This window comes from Microbulbifer sp. ALW1, from assembly GCF_009903625.1.
Classification (GTDB): Bacteria; Pseudomonadota; Gammaproteobacteria; order Pseudomonadales; family Cellvibrionaceae; genus Microbulbifer.
On sequence record NZ_CP047569.1, the window covers coordinates 134,184 to 150,425 of the forward strand.

The 16,242-nt window shown below is 56.1% G+C and carries 9 protein-coding genes; 2 read left to right on the forward strand and 7 right to left on the reverse strand.

Translation table 11 applies throughout. The features are described from left to right. Window positions 1-44: 44 nt before the first annotated feature. Both GRX76_RS00585 and GRX76_RS00590 read left to right on the forward strand, forming a co-directional pair. On the forward strand, window positions 45-1,241 hold the full coding sequence (locus GRX76_RS00585; protein WP_160151515.1) for a glycoside hydrolase family 26 protein: 1,197 nt from the start codon (window positions 45-47) through the stop codon (window positions 1,239-1,241). A gap of 38 nt (window positions 1,242-1,279) precedes the next feature. Next, window positions 1,280-1,993: a phytanoyl-CoA dioxygenase family protein gene (locus GRX76_RS00590; protein ID WP_160151516.1), complete on the forward strand. Its 714-nt coding sequence runs from the start codon at window positions 1,280-1,282 to the stop codon at window positions 1,991-1,993. A 95-nt stretch (window positions 1,994-2,088) separates the two neighbouring features. Here GRX76_RS00590 and GRX76_RS00595 read toward each other — a convergent pair whose 3' ends face one another. The 7 genes from GRX76_RS00595 to GRX76_RS00625 all read right to left on the reverse strand — a co-directional run bounded on the left by GRX76_RS00595 (window position 2,089) and on the right by GRX76_RS00625 (window position 16,143). Beyond that, window positions 2,089-2,946: a 2OG-Fe(II) oxygenase gene (locus GRX76_RS00595; protein WP_160151517.1), complete on the reverse strand. Its 858-nt coding sequence runs from the start codon at window positions 2,944-2,946 to the stop codon at window positions 2,089-2,091. 79 nt (window positions 2,947-3,025) lie between these two features. Then, window positions 3,026-4,981, reverse strand: coding sequence for a hypothetical protein (locus GRX76_RS00600; protein ID WP_201276875.1), 1,956 nt, complete (start codon window positions 4,979-4,981; stop codon window positions 3,026-3,028). 119 nt (window positions 4,982-5,100) lie between these two features. Then, window positions 5,101-8,685: a di-heme oxidoredictase family protein gene (locus GRX76_RS00605; RefSeq protein WP_160151519.1), complete on the reverse strand. Its 3,585-nt coding sequence runs from the start codon at window positions 8,683-8,685 to the stop codon at window positions 5,101-5,103. 488 nt (window positions 8,686-9,173) lie between these two features. Then, window positions 9,174-10,406 (reverse strand): AraC family transcriptional regulator, encoded by a 1,233-nt coding sequence (locus GRX76_RS00610; RefSeq protein WP_160151520.1) that lies wholly within the window; start codon window positions 10,404-10,406, stop codon window positions 9,174-9,176. Between the two features lie 49 nt (window positions 10,407-10,455). After that, entirely contained in the window at window positions 10,456-11,442 is a 987-nt protein-coding gene (locus GRX76_RS00615) for a Gfo/Idh/MocA family protein (RefSeq protein ID WP_236250488.1), read from the reverse strand. A 3-nt stretch (window positions 11,443-11,445) separates the two neighbouring features. Next, entirely contained in the window at window positions 11,446-13,044 is a 1,599-nt protein-coding gene (locus GRX76_RS00620; RefSeq protein WP_160151521.1) for a sugar porter family MFS transporter, read from the reverse strand. A 156-nt stretch (window positions 13,045-13,200) separates the two neighbouring features. After that, window positions 13,201-16,143 (reverse strand): TonB-dependent receptor, encoded by a 2,943-nt coding sequence (locus tag GRX76_RS00625; protein ID WP_160151522.1) that lies wholly within the window; start codon window positions 16,141-16,143, stop codon window positions 13,201-13,203. Window positions 16,144-16,242: the final 99 nt, after the last annotated feature.

The following is a 16,242-nucleotide window of genomic DNA, read 5'->3' on the forward strand; positions in this document are numbered from 1 at the left end:
ACCGCGGGGAAAGTACGTCTCAGCCTCAATCCCCGAGCACAAAGATGTCATCGGCCGACGAAGCTGCGGCCAAAAACGGTCACCGCTTCTCCGCAATGTTTGTTCCCGAGGAACAGCGGCAATTGTTGTTTATCGGCCAGGATCGCAAGTCCATCGACGGTTACGTCAATAGCGGGCATTTCCCGGCGCCGGGAGGCGTCACGGCTTATATCGTCCCGATTTATGAGCTGCGCAACCCTGACAAGTATTTCGGTGGAATGGGCCTCGATAATAACCTGCAACCCACAGAGCGCGCTGCGGATTGGGGCGGCGGTCCCGCCAATGCCTGGAAGCTGGCGAAAGATTTTCCGGATTCCGCACTGGCCATCGGTCTCGATATCAATGAATCCTTCCGCGCAAACGGATTGTCGGAAATTGCCGATGGGAAGTTCGATGCAGAGATCGACAAGCTGGCCGCTTTTATCCGGCTGGCAGAATCCCCGGTTTTTCTGCGCATCGGCTACGAGTTCGACGGTGTCTGGAATCAGGGGTACGAGAAAGCCAGCGAGTATGTGGCGGCCTGGCGGCACATCGTAGATCGAATCCGTCACCCCGGTGGCGACCAGCTGGGGCCCGACAATGTCGTTTTTGTCTGGCAGGGTTCCGCTTCTCCTGCGGATGACGCCATCGAAGGTAAGTTCGAGGGCGATATCGGCATCTGGTATCCGGGCGACAGCTATGTGGACTGGATAGGCCTGTCCTGGTTCCTGTTAATCGATGAATCCGGCATACACCCGAAAATTCCCAGGCAGCAGATGGCCACCCAGCGCCAGCTGGCGGATCAGATTCTCAATTTTGCCCGCGCCCACAGCAAACCGGTGTTTGTTGCCGAGTCGGCGCCACAGGGTTACGACCTGAAGCAACAGTTCAATGCCAATATCAATGTAATGATCGATGGCCCAGCCGCCGAGAACAAGGTAGCCGCCTCTGGTGAACAGATATGGCAGCAGTGGTTTGCGCCCTACTTTGATTACATGCACGAAAACCGGGACATTATCCGCGCCGTCGCCTACATCAATTGCAACTGGGATGAGCAACCCATGTGGGGCCACCCATACGACAACGGCTTCTGGGGCGACACCCGGGTCGAAACCAACCCGATCATCCGCGATTACTGGTTACAGGAAATTCAAAAACCACACTGGGTGCACGCACACAAGCAAAGCCTGGCGCACTCACCGGATCAACAAGCGGCGCGATGACATCACGCGTGCAACAGTATTAATCGAGGTTAGCAATTATGGATATCAAGGCACTGGCTGCCCAGTTTTGGGATCAGGGCTATCTGGTTCTCGAGGATTTTTTCCCTTCGGCGTTAATGGATAACTATCAGCAGCTGATTCTGGACCATTTCGGCGAGAACCCGGAATTTGTGCACAACGATGAGTTCCTGGAAAAGTCAGCCACCCAGGTGATTCCCTGGTTTCCGCAACGGGAAGGCTGTGATGCTTTCGACATTGCAGAACAGGACCATCGACTGAAAGTACTGACCGAGGAAATTCTTGGTGCTGGCTGGTACTCCCAGTACAGCATGGTGATGTTCTCCCGTCAGGGCACCAAGGGACAGGCCTGGCATCAGGACTGCCGCACCGATGACCCGAACCTGTTTAATGTGAACCGGCTGATCTATACCGCTGATATCACCGATGAAATCGGCGGCCAGACGCTGGTAGTACCCGGCTCGCACAAACGCGGCACCATTTCTACCGGCCCGGTGGATGAGGATTTTTCCGATCAGGTGGTTCTGAAACCGAAGAAAGGCACCCTGGTATTACTGCACGGCCATACCTGGCACCGGGTGTTGCCGGTTTCGGGAAAATACCGGGTTTCCACCAATTACCGCTGCGCCTCCCTGGGCACCCCGGAAGACATTACCGATATTTGTGTATATCGAAATATGCGCTACCAATTCTCTACCAGCGAAGTGATCGAGGACCGCTTGCTGGCCATATAAAGTGATATGAGGTGATATTCAGGTACATGTGCAGGCTGCACGGCTTGAATTCACCTCTCATTTTCTCGCTTTTGATTTACCCGGCTTATACCCCGTTATCTACGGATAAGCTGGGCTCCCTGCCCTCGCGCACGGAACCATTTGGTGATGATCACCTTTTCCCCGCGCACAACCGGCATGCCCCAGTGGATACTGTCCGGGTTTGGCGATCCATCCGTGTTCAGGCTATTCCAGATCAAGGCACAGCCGGCTTGCGGGACAAAACTTTTCTGCAACCGGGTAAACCGGGTTTCCCCGCCATCGCAGTCGTCGTTCAGATAGATCATAAATGTCCAGGTGCGCTGGCCGCGCTCACTGGCGAACCGCTGATATTCCTCGCTGCCCGGCTCGAAATAATCTGTATGCGGCTTGAATTGCTGCCCCTGCCGATACCACTGTGCCTGAATGGATTCCGAATACGCAGGGTTGATACCGAGGGAATGACAGATGCGCCGATCGAGCTCCTGCGCCAGGGGGCTCTCCATCAGTCCGAGGTCACAGGTGCAACTGGTTCGAAAGTCACGGTACTGGTCCATGGCATTGGTGGTCGTGGACGGTCGCAGGTGGGGCCTGACCAGATCAATGATCTGCCGACATTCATCGGCAGTGAGAAAATTTTCCCACAGGAAAAGTTGCAGGCGACCGCCTGTATTAATCGGTAACGCGCCCAGTGGTTGCGCGCCGGAAGCTTCGATTTCGGTGGCCGTGGAGGTGTAACTTCTATCGGCCCGTTGCGCTGCATTAGCGGAAGCAAGCCGGGGATTTACCGGCCAGTAATTCAGTGTGCGCGCCACCAGGTCGGGACAGAAATCGTGGCCAATCAATATCCGGTAGAGCTCAGCCGTTTCACAGCCACGGTTGATATTGGTCTGGATCCAGTCGCGCCAGCTGACATCAAATTGGGTGATCGCCATCGCTCTTCGCCTGTCTCTTTATTATTTTTAAATGAGCGCCCGGCCCCGTTGGCGACGCCAACGGAACCGGGCAGCTACTTTATTCCGACAGAATAAACCCATTCCCCTCTGTAATCAGTGACTTGAAGTGCGCTTTTACCGTCGAGTCCATCTGCACCCGGGTATCCGAGTACTTGAAGTAGTTCTGCCCGGCCTGGTCCTGCGCATTGGCCCACTGGGGCTGGTTGCTCCAGTCGGCATTGATGTAATGCCAGGCTTTGGTGGAGGTGCGATTGATCTCTCCATTTTTGTTATTGAACCACTGAAGGTCATTGTGCAATGTCACACTGCCATCGGGGCTCTGACCGGTGCTGTTGAACGGTAGCTTGAAATCATACTGATGGAACAGGGCGCCGTGCGGCGTGGCCTCGGCAATGAAGTGCGGCAGGCCTTCGGCCTCGGCAATAGCGGCCTCTTCTCCCACGTCGGAGTCAAACTGCGACGAGCCCACCCAGTCTACATACTGTTTTCCGGGCCAGTAACCCTGCTCGGTATTGCCCAGGGTCGAGGTGGTGCGTCCGGTGCCGTGGAAAGAGTCCGACTGCCACACGTGGGCCACGTTGTTGACTCCGCGACCATCCATAAACGTGCGGATATATTTAAATGTTTCACGGAAGTTTACATCGGACCAGCCACCCGCATCGCCATTGAACTCGTAGCAGGTGCGCAGGAAGAAGCGGGTGTTCCCGTGCTCGTTGAAAAAGTCCGCGAGCTCTGTCAGCAAATCGTCGTAGGCACCACCGTTATACAGCGACGGCATCCGGTCATTACTCGGGCACCACAAACCGATGGAAACCACTGCCGGGCTGTAGGTATCAATCAGCCAGTCGATGTTCATTTCTCCGGAACCCCAGTGATTCTGGCGGTAGCCATTGTCGAAACAACCGCTGGCGGAGTTGGAGCTGTAATCACCGACGCTCTTCAGTCCGTCGAGGCCTTTGAAGCAGTAGCTGCCGTCGTAATTGGACTCGCCGCGAGACAGGGTGGTGTACATGGTGAATCCACTGGGGCGCGGCAGGTCTGACTGCGCCATATACCCTTGAATGGAAGCCTTGTCCTGGCCGACGATAAAGTAGCGCTGGCCATCGGCGGGAATAACCGGTTTGCCGGCACTGGGGGACGGTGTCGGCGTTGGAGTAGGAGTAGGAGTAGGAGTCGGTGTAGAACCGCTGCTGCCATGAAACTCGACATAATCCACATTCATCGCTGCATCGCCGGATTCGAAGACCAGTGCGACGGTCGCCCCTTCCGGGATCGCCACCGAGTGGGTTGCGGAGGTGTAGTTACCCGTCCAGCTGCCATTGCCACTGAACGGAATATCCCCGGCGTCACTGCCGTTGATTTTCAGGGACAGTTTGCCACTGTTCTGAGAGGCGAAGTAAATGGTCAGAGACTCGGAAGCCGGTACATTGCTGAAACTGAAGCCGGCGCCATTCTGGTAGATGTAGGCCACACCGGCACCACCGGAAGCAGCACCGTCGTTATAGATTTCTGCAACGCCGGACAGGCTACCGCTCTCCGCTTCCAGTTTGGTGGTCGCGGGTGTGGGCGTCGGGCTTGGCGTTGGCGTAGGGCTAGGTGAAGGTGTGGGTGTGGGTGTTGGAGTTGGAGTCGGTGTTGGGCTGGGCGCAGCCGAGCAGGAATCCGGAGTCATCGGCGGGTGCATTTCGCCGTACTGCGCCGGCGAGTAATAGCCGTCCACACCCGGTCCTTCCAGGCGGAACTCCACCTCACCACCTGCGTAAGCGATATTGCTCACACACTGGCCGGGGGCGCAGCTGCTGTCGGAGTTCCACATCCACTGGCCGTTGTTGTAACCGGCCACCCACACGTTGCCACTGGCGGTGATAGTGGCATCGTTGAATACCAGATTGCCATTGTCGGTACACACGGATGCCGCCTGGGCGCGCTCGGACGCGAGGCCGGATCCACAGCCGACCAGTGCACAGGCGATCGCCGTCGCTAACAGTTTCGGTTGATTATTATTTTGTATCATCGCTAATCCTTATTTTCAGTTGTTTTTCGATGAGAAGTTTTCAAAGGCGCGACCCCCATTGCGCCGTTGGTGTCTTTTGCGCGCAATCGGGGTCGTCTTTTTGAGAGACAGGGACAGGTTTAAAGCGAGCGCAAGAAACGCGCTATATCCGCTTTTTCACCCGCACTGAGTGCCGGAACACTGCCGTTACCATGGGCATCGATGGCAGCTTCCAGCGAGGTCGCGCGACCGTCGTGCATAAACAGGGTGGCTTTGCCATTGCGTTCCAACAGCTCCACGTTCTGGCCGATGGCCCAGAGCGCCGGGGTACGGAAGTCTCCGCCGGTACCGACATCCCACAGTTTCATATCCGTGTAGGGGCGGATGCTCAGATCCCGCGCCCACGCCGGTGCATCGCTGCGGGTTTTCTGGGTCGGCTGGTGGCAGCCGGCGCAACCGGCCTCATGGAAAGCCACTTCACCTTCCGCCACTTGCGGGTCCACATAGGTGTCGTAATCACGCACCGGCACGTGCAGGGTTTCGGTGTACTTCACGATCTGATCGAAGGTGTTTTCACCGATATCTGCCGGGGTCAATCCCAGGTCTGCCAGCAGCGCGTTTTCCGACTGCTCACGCACGCTTGCCACAGAGCCATCCCAGGTAAGCGCCACTTCCGCACCGGCAATCCACTGCAGAAGACCAACGCCGAAGGTAGCCGGCGCTACCAACGGGCCTTTCGCGGTCTGCACCACAAAGTCGGAGCGCCCATCACGGAAGTGACAGTCACCACAGGAGCCTTCGCCGGCGTCCTTGATCACGGTGCCGTTCACATCGGTGATCGCCACACCACCATCAAACCCATCCTGATTGGGACGACCGCCCGGGACCTGCGACAGGCCATGGAAGGCGTGGTGACCCCAGATAAAGTCGTCCACATCCTCGGCGCTCTGCACCGTGGTCAACTGCTGGGTGAAGCGCGCGTTGCGCTCTTCGTCTTCCACCGGGTTACAGCCATTGGAGTGCACCATACGCACGCCGGCGGGCCCGGCCAGGTTCAGGCGCGGGTCACCGGTGGCAGTCGTAAAGCCCTGCCCCAGGGTGGTGTTCTGCATGGTGTTGTACACCTGGGAACTGATCGAGGTTCCGCCCGGGAAATTGTTCTGGGCGGTGGGAAAGGTCGCCTCCCAGCTGATGATCTGGCCGTAGTCGAAACTGTTCGCCGGCAGCGGGTAACTGTTGACGATGTACTGCGGGCCCTGACAGTTACCGGCTCCCCATTCAAATGCCTCGATCCGCAATGGACCGGTGCTGGCATTGGGCTGAATGGCAAACTCCCCTTCCCCATCGACAAACGTCGTGGTGTAACGCTCGAGACCGGAAGTCAGCGAATTGTTGTAGGGCGTCGCGTCGAACGAAACAAATTCTTCCGGACGATCTCGGGAGTGCGGGTGACCGTGGCGCTGCCAGTTAGCGCTGGTATAGGTCTTGGTTGCACGGTTGCGCGGATCGATGCGATCGCTCGGATTACTTTCGTCGTATTCGAACAGCGCGGTGTAAACCCAGTTATCTTCCGGCTCAGCGTTTACCGTGCCGTAAATACGGTAGCGCAGGAAGTAATAGAACTTGCCGTAACAGGCCCCGGGGATTTCCGCGTTGTAGGGCCCCGCCAAAGTGCCGGGCATGTCAGCCTTGTGGAACTGGATCTGGTTGTTGGAACACCACAACTCTAGATTCGGATCCTTGGCAGAGCGCGGGTAACCGTCACCGCCCCAGGGCGAGAACTGGGCGATCAAACCACCACTCAGGTCCGGCGTATGCCCGGGACGCCAGGTTAAGGTGCGGCCTTCGATATCAATCGCCATGCCCATCACCCGTGGAGTGAGTCCATTGATCGGCGTCTTGAGGGCCGGCGCCGGGTGATCCACCAGAGGCAACTGGGGAATCAATTGCGCATCCGCCAGTTCCCAGGTACTGAATTGGGTACCTTTGGTATCCGCCGGGCTGTGGTCACCGGCGTAGAAGTACAGTGGCTGGCTGTTGTAGGTGACATGGTAATCGGTCACTTCTACCGTGTTACCGCAATCGTCTTCGGTAGTGTAAGCGCGCTCGATGGTGCCGAAGCTACCGGTCACACCACCGGCCCCCACGAGATCCATCGGATCGGCAACGATGACTTTCGGCCAGTTGGTTTCACAGTCGCCAACACAATTACTGACGTTGTCGCTGTCGTTCAGGAAAGTGTAGAGCGCATAACCTTCGCGTCCGGTAGCCTCACCGCCGATCAGGCGCGCGAGGCCGGCTTCACCATTGGTGACCACCATTCCCACGGTAGGCTTGGGCGCAGGCGGTGCTACCGGGTCGCCGCCGCTGCCCGCGGTATAGCAGACGGCATCGGTAATCCCTTCACCGGGTTTGACCGTGATCTGGGAAATGCACTGGCCACCACCGAATTCATCACCCTGTAAACGCATTTCCAGCGTGTAGGTGGTCTCCGGGTCTATGGCACCGAGATCGGTCTCATAGCGGTAATAGCTGTCGCCGGCCGCAGTGGTGTGCAGCACCTGGTTGCCGGCCTGATTGGGCGCGCTGCCCTGCAGGCCCCAGATCGCAAAGCCGCGACTCGCGCCCGCCTGCTCGGAATGGTAGGCAATACCGCTGCTGGTAAGCCCCGCTTCAAAGCCATCGCCAAAGTCCGCAGCCGGATCCCCTTCGGGAGCCTCGCAGCTCGGAGTCGGAGTCGGAGTCGGAGTCGGAGTCGGAGTCGGAGTCGGAGTCGGAGTCGGAGTCGGAGTCGGAGTCGGAGTCGGAGTCGGAGTCGGAGTCGGAGTCGGAGCAGTGTCTTCGGTGAACTCCACGAAGTCCACGTTCATTGCCGCATCGCCATTCTCGAAAAGAATCTCAATGCTATCACCAGCAGCAAGTGCAATGTTCAGGCTGGCAATCGCATAGCTGCCACCCCAGGCACCGGTGGCACTGAACTGCAGGTCTCCGGCATCGCTGCCGTTGACGCGCACACTGAGCTTGCCGGAATTTTCTGAAGCATAATGCACCCGGATGCCATTGGCCGCCGGCACATTGTCGATACGGAAACCGGAACCATCGGTATAGATATAGGCCACGCCCTGGCCGCCGGAAGCGGCGCCGTCACTGTAGACTTCCGCATCGCCCATCAGTGTCGCGGCCTCCGCTTCCACATGGGTTCCAGTCGGCGTCGGGGTAGGCGTCGGGGTAGGCGTCGGGGTAGGTGTCGGCGTAGGTGTGGGTGTCGGAGTAGGTGTCGGAGTGGGTGTCGGGCTAGGCGCAGATGAGCCATCACAGGCAGACGGCATTACCGACGGGTGCATACTGCTCTGGGGATATGGCGAGTAATAGCCATCAACACCCGGACCCTCGAGGCGAAATTCCACTTCACCGCCGCTATAGGCGATATTACTTGCGCACTGGCCGCTCGTGCAGCTCAGCTCGGATGTCCACATCCAGCTGCCGTTGTTATATCCACCAACCCAGACACTGCCATTTGCGGTAATAGCATCATCCTTGAAAACCAGATTGCCATCTTCGGTACATACCGACGCGGCAATGGCCGGCAGCGCACTCATCGACGCAATGCCGGCAACGGCAATCGCCAACTTCAGCGGGGTTGCGCTGCGCCGTTCATTTGCAGCTACAGCTGGAGAGGCTACGCAGGTGTCGCTGCCGCTACTGCGTAACATATTTCTGTTCATGGGACTGTTCATTCGCCACCCTGAATTTATCGCTATTAGTTTCGGGTATGCACTGGGTGCATCTTTTCTCATCAGCGAATCTGGGCGACAACAGGTGCGACGCAATCTCGCACCCATACAGGTACTCCACTAAAAACCGATCGTCATAAAACAATCACAGGTATGTTTTAACGTGGGTCATTGAGCACTGGAATCGCACAGATCCAGTGCATAGAAAAGCACACTGATCAGCAGCTTCAATAGCAATCCACGCCAGAAATACGGTGTTCGAATCCCCATGCTCAGGCAGAGCGTTCAGCGCGCGTTCGAACTCACGCGGCACCAGAACCCGAACCCTAAACTCCAGTAGCGCCGGGGGCTTCCGTCAATAAACCCGTTGCGCTTCAAGCGGGTTCGAGTAACCAACCGCTTCGGGTTCGAATTCTTTTTTTTAGTGAATTTTAAGATTCGAACCAGAATTACCCTCGAAAATCGGCGCTATCCGAGATTCACTCCTGGGTTGCCGGCTTCCGCCCCGTTTTGGGGCCGTACTGTCCCCGGTATTGCGAAGGGGTCATCCCCATACGCTTTCTAAACAGCGTATTGAAGGAAGATTTGCTGCGGAATCCCGCGTCTTCATAAATCTTCTGGATCGAGACGCAAGCCGGGTCTTCACTGCGCAACCGCTGCTTGATCTCTTCAATCCGGTAATGATTTACAAACTCATAAAAGTTTTTCTCAAAATGCCGATTGATGGCCTGCGACACCACACGCAAGGGCTGATCTGCAGCTTCCGCAAACTGTTCGACCGTCAGATCCGGACGTCGGTACCAGTGTTCCACTTCCATTAATTCACGCAGTTTTGCGAGTAGCGCATCACTAAACGGCACTTCTTTCTCGGCTTCAGGAACATCGGCTGCCGGCAGTTTCAGGGCAATACCGACGATCCGCATGCCCTGGGTAAGCCCAAAAAGGACGGCGCCGGTCAGCAGGAAAATCTCAAGCAGACTGGGAAGGTGAATGACCGTATGCCGCAGCACCGGCCAGCCAGTGACCGGCATAAACGGCGGCACCAGCGCCATTGCCCAGATCAGCGCAAAACCACTGGTCATTACCATCAGCCACAGTGGATCCACCGCATCCAGATTTCCGTAGTAATGTTGAATCTGTTGCTTGTAGCGGCGCAAGTGCCAAAGAGTGAGCAACGCGTACAGGGTATTCATCCCAAAGGACACGGTTGCAATAAAAATGTGGGGTCGCCAGAAAATGTCCACCATTCCCTCACCAAACAAGCCCAGTGGTGAAACCACCGCGGCAAGTGAAAAGGCGACCAGCGGGACGAGCAAGAAGCTGCCCCTGACAGAACCTGGATAAATCAGGGAATTGACATAGTGAAAGAGAAACGCACCGGGAAAGTAAAAAACCAGCGCCAGGGCACTGAAAAACCAGCCCCCGACATTGTGCCCAAACCAGCCAGAGATGATCGGATTGTAGGTGAGCAAAAACACCAGTTCCGTCAAACCCACCAGAAAAACAAAGCCGGCCAGGATGTTCGCACTGTGGCGGCGCGATCGAATCTGCACCGGTGAATCGCCCCGCACTTCGGCATACAGACGAATCAACGCCCGGCTGTGTAGCAGGTAGAATATGGCAAACAGTGCAGACTCGATAAACAGTATCCAGATCAGGATATCGTAGCCATTGAATACCGGTTTGCTTAGCGCTTCATAGAAGCCTCTCATCGGATAAGGACCTGTGTTTCATTATTTTTCTACTGGCCACTATAAATGACTAACTGCCAAATTGGCTGCGCACCCTCGCCATCACCTGCTGAAATGCGATGGACATCTCATGAGGCATCTGTTCTGACTGCAGGCGGCCAGACTGGATATCGGCACTGGCTGCTGCAATTTCAAACTCGAACCCGAGCCCCTTGCGGTAATCAATAAATTGATCAATCTGCTCGTCCAGCTGGAACAGGCTACAGCGGTCCGCACGCCAGAAATCCGGAATCGCGATATAGCCCTCTTCACCGATGATGTACGCCCAGTTCTGCAATTTGCAGCGGAAAGAAGTAGCCAGGGTGGCCACCGCTCCCTGTTGGTACTCCGCCAGAATGACCACATCATCTTCCACGCCGTTCGGCGCAAGATGTGTCCGCACCGAAATATCCTCAGGTTCCTGTTCCAGGAAGTACTGGGCAATCGCAACCGGGTAGATACCCATCTCCAACAGGCAACCTCCGGCGAGTCGGTTGTCGTATTCACGACGATCATTGGAAAAGGGGATCGGATACCCAAAATCCGCTTTAATGTGGCGAATCTTGCCGATGCGGCCTTGGTCTACCCATTGTTTTGCCTTGCGCAGCGCCGGTAGAAACCAGGTCCACATCCCCTCCATCAGATAGCAATTCTGATCCGTGGCGAATTTTGTCAGCTCACGACACTCATCCGGATTAACCACCAGAGGTTTCTCGCACAGCACTGCCTTACCAGAGGTCAGGGCAGCCACGGCCTGGGAGAAATGCAGGTTGTGGGGGGTTGCAATATAGACTGCGTCCACCTCGTCGGAATCGAAGAGACCTTGGTACCCCTCGCAAGCCATCCCAATGTCGTATTTGGCGGCAAAGAGTTCGGCGTTTCTTGCACTGCGCGCACCAACCGCAACCAGCTCGGCGTTATCCACATGCTGAATGTCGCCTGCAAACGAATGGGCTATGCGCCCCGCCCCAATAATTCCCCAGCGCACCTTGTTCATTACCCGTTCCTTTTCGTTCATTGTTTACACCGCGCAAGCATTTTTTTGTGGATCATGTGCAACGACGTTTGATGCCGACTTTACACCCAGGGCCTTTTCCAACTGCTCCAGCGTTTTGCCACGGGTTTCCGGCAGCAGCCAGGCGACGAGGACAAACCCCAAAAGCGCGAAACCACCATAAATTGAAAAGGTGCCAACAATCCCAAGATGCGCGAGCTCCCAGGGAAAGGCAAGTTGCACAACGTAACTCACCGCGCTGTTCGCCACTCCAATGCAAGAGATGGCAACACCACGAATGGTGTTCGGGAAAATTTCCGACAGCAGCACCCACATGACGGGCCCCAGAGAAAAGGCAAAAGAGGCAACAAAACCAAGGATTCCAATCAGAACCAGCTTCGCATTCACATCAATCGCCAGCTGCATCAGAGCGCTCTGGTGACTGAGGTATTCCTCCTGGGTCAAACGTTGTTTAAGTGCATTTTTGAACGCCACATCATTTTCAAATCGTACGCCGACCAGTGGCTTCAGCACTTCCGATTCGGTCAATGCAAAAACTTCACCGGCACGGTTCTCCGGGAGTTCGTAACTGGCGCGACTGAAGCTGCCAGCGCAAATGGCCATGCTCACAACCACCCCTGCCAGCCCGATTAGCATCAACGGTTTTCGACCCAGACGATCAATCAGTGCCATCGCCAACAGGGTGAAAACAATATTGATAATGCCTACCCACACTGCCTGAACAAAGGCTGCATCGGTACCAACGCCGCTCTGTTCGAATATTGTCGGTGCATAGAAGTAAACCGCATTGATACCGGTAATCTGCTGGGACACCCCGACAATGAGACCGAGCACCAACACCAACCGCATGGGGCGACCGAACAACCTGCGCACGGCATCGAGAACCGCCTGGCGCCCTTCCGATACCGACTCGCGGATACAGGCAATTTGCACCTCCACTTCATTCCGGCTCATCAAACGGGAAAAAATTCCACGCGCCTCCTGCTCGCGGTCATTCAACAACAACCAGCGCGGGCTTTCCGGAATGGTGTACAGCAATGCCAGATACATCAGTGCAGGCACTATTTCGATCCCCAGCATCCACCGCCAGGTGTGTACGTCAATACCGAGCGCCACAACCCAGGGAAGATCACCGGCACTCAATTGCAGAATCAGGTAGTTGGCGAAATAGGCGGCAGAAAAGCCCAGCATGATATTGAGCTGGTTTATGGACACCATCCGCCCCCGAGACCGCGCAGACGCGACTTCGGCAATGTACATGGGTGCGATATGCAGGGACGCAAAGGCCAGACCGCCAATAAAGCGCGCAAGCACCAGAAGAAAATAGGTTGTTGCAAAAGCGGAACAAATGGCTGAAACCACATACAGTGCCGCGATCAGCTTCAACACCGTGCGCCGGCCAAAGCGGTCGGCCAAAGACCCGGCGAGAAATGAGGCGATGATCGCCCCGAGTGTTGGCGCACTGACCACCATGCCCTGCTGAAATTCATTCAGGCCGAACTCAATAGCGGTGAAGCCGACAACACCGGAGATGACGGAGGCATCGAAGCCAAAAACAAATCCACCCAGCGAGACAATGAGAGCGTAACGTAGCGCATGTGACATAACGGTTCCGCTATTGTTTTTATTGATTTAAAAAAAAGCGGCAACCTGAATCCAGGTTGCCGCAAAAGTCGAAGAAGAGAGTAACAATTAAACACTGACGTTCGACGTTAGCCGGGTACCCGCGCCAAAAGGCGCAGGTACCCGTGCACACCTGGATCAGAAGTTAGCGCGCAGCCCCAGTGCGTAGCGGGCACCGAACTCCTGAGCACTGATCAGCTGATTGCTGAAGCGACCATGTTGACGGAAGTCTTCACCTGTCAGGTTCAAGCCTTCGAGGAATACGGTCATATTGTCGGAGATCTCGTAGCTGGCGCTCAGGTCCCACTGGCCATAGGCTTCGGTGAACACCGGCTCATCCGGAGCGCGCAACTGATCGGTAGATGCGAGGAAGTCATCACGCCAGTTGTAAGCGAGTCGCGCCTGGAAGCCATTCTTGTCATAGAAGCCCACCAGGTTGTAGGAATCGCTCAGACCGTTCAGTGCCAGCTGTTCTGCGGTTTCAAATACGTCGTATTCCAGGTCGCCGTCGACCAGGGTAGCGTTCGCCTGAAGACCGAACCCGCTGTCACCCAGCATGTGCTGTACCGCAAGCTCGAATCCCTGAACGTGGGAGTCGCCCTTGTTTACCGGTGTGGTGATCAGCCAGTTGATTTCCGGAGAGTTGGCAATCACCGTGCCATCACAGGCGGGTACATCTTCACCATTGAGGCCGCAGGTATTGCCGTTGATGCCCACATCACCGCGGCTCGGGTCGGTATAGGCTACGCCATCGGCGTTGTACAGCAGTCCGGACGTGGTATCTGCAGACACATAGTTATCCACAAACTTCTGGAAGTGGTTGACAGAAACGTAGCTGCCGTCTGCGTAGTACCACTCCAGCGCCAGGTCCAGGTTATCCGCCAGATAGGGTTTCAGGTCTGCATTACCCTGATAGGCGAGATAGGGGCCACTGGGACGACTGTTGGCGATGCTTACTGCCGGGCGCAGTGCGGTCAGGTCGGTACGCGTCATGGTGCGACCGATGGAGGCGCGTGCGACCACCTCTTCGGTAATATCCAGGCGAACATCCAGGCTTGGCAGGAAATAGGCGTAGTCGCCATCCAGCTCGGTTACACCGTAAACCAGATCCTCACTGAACTGCGGACGCAGTTCGGTCAGGCTTTCATAACGCAGCGCGTAAGGCGTCACCTGGCGGGTTTCACCGGTCACATCGGTCGCCTCGTAGCGTAAGCCGGCAACCATGGTCAGTGGCATCTGCGCAATTTCAGTTTCAAAATTAAACTGCGAATAAGCAGAAGTGCTCTGTTCGGTGACGGTGTTGTACACCTCCGGGTTGAAGGTAAAACCAAACTCATCGCCGATCTGGTCGTACATGGATTTCACGTCGAACTTGAGGAAGTACGGGAAGAGCGCTTCATTGCCACTAAAGGCACTGCCGGTACCGGCGCTACTGATCAGCGACAGCTGATCGACAGATGGGTTCCAGGCGCGACCGAGGGTGGTCATGTTCATGCGCCAGGTCGTATCGAATTCGAAATCGACATAGCCGATACCAAACTGGGCAGACTTCAGCATGCTGTCGTTGCTGTTCACCCAGTTGAAATCGAGTTTGGCCTGGTCGATGGTATTCAACACTTCATTGCCGCGGCCGATCACCAGGTTGCCACCAACACTGGCAAGGTCGTACTGCTCCCCTTTGGTAGCACCGTCATAGAGGTAGTGCACGTTGCCATCGAACCCGAACGCATTCATGGATGCCGGGTCGTTCAGGATCGGCAGCTGGGTACCCTGCCCGTAGTCGATGGTGAACTGGCCCGCATAACACTGCTCATAGGTCGCGCAGTAAAAATCCGCGTTACTCAGCAGAATGGACTTTTCCGACAGGTTGCCGTCGGGCTGCGCGTGGGAGGTGGAGTGATGAATATCAAATTTGGCGCTGAGATTTTCGCTCAGGTCCCACTCCAGGTTGAAACCGATGGATTCATTTTCGGTTTCCAGTTCATCGATGTAGCCGATGTAGTCGGTACCGCCGGCACCATTGACGATCTGTGCGATGGAACCATTTTCATCGGTGGAACCACTTACCCAGTTACCAAACCAGTGTGCGGTCTGGTAGCGCTCGATATCGTCCTGATAGCTCGAATAGAAGTAATCCAGACTGGCAACCGCTGCATCGCTGATCGCGTACTGAACCACTACCTGGGCGTTATCACGCGCGCGCTCGTGGTGGCTCTGGTCCATGTTGTAGTTCTGCGGCATCCAGATGGTGCCACCGGGGTTATTGCTGCGGTTGATCGCGGAATCGTCAATCGCTCCGCCGCCACAGGCGTCGGTGGAGGTGCTGAATCCAAGTTCACAGTTGCCTGCAGTCTGGCGCAGCCAGCCATCGGTCGCGATAATTTCCTGCGAGCTGTCACGCTGGGAGTGGGACAGTGCCGCAAGCACACCCAGTTTGCCGTCGAACAGCTGAGTGGAGAACATACCGGAAACTTCCGGCGTAAAGTCGTCACCCTGTACGTTGGTGGTGTCGCTATTGGTCTTTACGCTGAATGCAGATTTAAAGCCATCGTAATCAAATGGCTTGGCGGTGCGCACATTCACGGTCGCGCCGATACCGCCGGATGCCTGCTCGGCACGCGCGGTTTTGTAAACATCAACACCCACCACAGATTCCGGGGCAATCTGCTCAAAGTTGAAGCTGCGGTTCTGGGTGCCGCCAGCACCTTCCTGCTTGGGGGAGTCCGCAAACGGCATATTGCGGCCATTCAGGGTTACAAGGTTAAAGTTGGGACCAAAACCGCGCACGGTTATCTGGTTACCTTCGCCATTTTTACGGTCAATGGACACACCACTGATACGCTGCAGGGATTCCGCCAGGTTGGTATCAGGGAACTTACCGATGTCTTCTGCGGAAATGGCATCCACAACACCGTTGGCATCGCGCTTGATGTCGGCGGCTTTTTGCAGTGAACCGCGGATACCGGTTACCACAATCTCTTCCATCGCCTCGACACCGTCCTGCGCCAGTACGGCACCGGAGTTCACCATCGCAATTGAGATCACCAGGGGCTTCAGGCCCAAAGTAGTCTTTCTCATCATTATTATGCCTCCCGAATAGGCTTTATTGTTTAAGAGTACCACCCTTTAACAAGGGCGTAATTTGCGCCAAAATGAAAACGTTTACATTTACTGAGCTGC